The following is a 1,424-nucleotide window of genomic DNA, read 5'->3' as shown; positions in this document are numbered from 1 at the left end:
GAGTGCTACGACTACGGGAGGAACTAGTCAAGTAGCTGGCCAATCTGAAAAACTTGCAGGCTCTAACATTAATCATGTTAATGGTGCAATCGGAGAAGCACGTGGATACAATCAAGCTATTGCTAATGGTGAAATAGGGATTCAAGCACCTGGCAAAGTAACCGCAACAGGTCCTGATTTTATCACCTATGACCCTCTGCACCAAACAATAAACGTTTGGGATTCTAAATTTTCTTCAACTGGCAGATGGCCTAGTTCGGCGCAGGGATTTGGTAGTCAAGCATGGTTAGATGAAACTAAACAAGCAATAGCTAAAATTACCGACCCTGTTTTAAGGAAACAGGCGCAAAATGCATTTAACAATGGTAATATTGAATGGAAGATATTTGAATGGCCCAAATAATGGAGGGAAATATGAACTGGAAGGAATTAATCGATGTAAAAAAATTCACGCCGAGCGAAGAGATTTTTAAAAGATTTGGGTTCCCCAAATTTAAGCTTGGTAGTAGGCCTGTTTACTATATGGGAAATGGTTTTTTATTAGGGTTTTCATCCAAAATGTTTAAGGTAGATAATAGTAATCGAGTGGAATATGGAGAAGAGGGTGAATATGCTCTAAGAGTACATTATTTCAAGAATAAGCATGATGTAGAAGCAATTTTCAAGATTAAAAATGAACCGTTTCCTTTTGATGAAGATATATTAGGAAACAGAGATTTTGAAATTATTGAGGAAATAGAGACAAACTCTACCTTTGAGCATGTTACAGCTTGCCTTAGAGCTAAGTCTAATGCGGTATATTACCGTGAAGGTGAAACTAGAGCATTACGCGATGGGGCATTTGTTTTTCAAAATAAATTTGTAACTTGGGATAACTATACGTTTCTATTCTTTGATACAAGTAAGAAGGCAAAAATGAGCGGATTTGAATATACATTTAAGGAATAAAAATGAGTTGACACCAAGGAGATCACCTTTTGGCACATTGTTTTAAAGTAACCAACAACCAGCGGGGCAACGGACAAATAAGTTCGTTGCTCCGCTATTTGTTAGGCAGAAACGAATGGATACGGGAACGGTGGGAACCGGGGGTTGTTCGTGATGATACCCCAAGCCCGCTCCGCATCAGTCCGCGCGGCCCCCAGCCAGGCTGCCGCCTGTCTTCCCTCTGCCGCCCGGCCTGCCGCTCCGCTCATCGTCTTGCCACGGGAAGCGGGGAAAGGAAGAATTTAAACCCGGATTTTGCTGCCGCGCGACGCAGGCGCGCGCGTCTAAAAACCAGAAGGATTCCCCACTTGCCCCCACGACGAAAAAAATACGCGCTCGGCGTGAAACGCCTTGGAAACTCCCGAAGGTTGGTACCACCGCTACAACACGTGCGACAAAGTCGAACCGCCCCTTGGCGCATGCACAAAGGACCTCTG

Annotated in this window: 2 protein-coding genes and 1 pseudogene; all 3 read left to right on the top strand. The window is 43.7% G+C overall.

Features of this window, described 5'->3' with window-relative positions; translation table 11 throughout:
• A pseudogene (locus ALO_RS22560) lies at positions 1 to 403 on the top strand (RHS repeat-associated core domain-containing protein); the annotation flags it as partial.
• Positions 404 to 414: 11 nt separating this feature from the next.
• A complete protein-coding gene (locus tag ALO_RS16090; RefSeq protein WP_139025425.1) occupies positions 415 to 948 on the top strand; it encodes a hypothetical protein in 534 nt (177 codons plus the stop codon).
• A gap of 150 nt (positions 949 to 1,098) precedes the next feature.
• Positions 1,099 to 1,233: a hypothetical protein gene (locus ALO_RS23580; protein ID WP_274428230.1), complete on the top strand. Its 135-nt coding sequence runs from the start codon at positions 1,099 to 1,101 to the stop codon at positions 1,231 to 1,233.
• Positions 1,234 to 1,424: the final 191 nt, after the last annotated feature.

The sequence above is a fragment of the Acetonema longum DSM 6540 genome (assembly GCF_000219125.1).
Lineage (GTDB): Bacteria > Bacillota > Negativicutes > Sporomusales > Acetonemataceae > Acetonema > Acetonema longum.
This window is presented reverse-complemented; position numbering and strand designations above follow the sequence as displayed.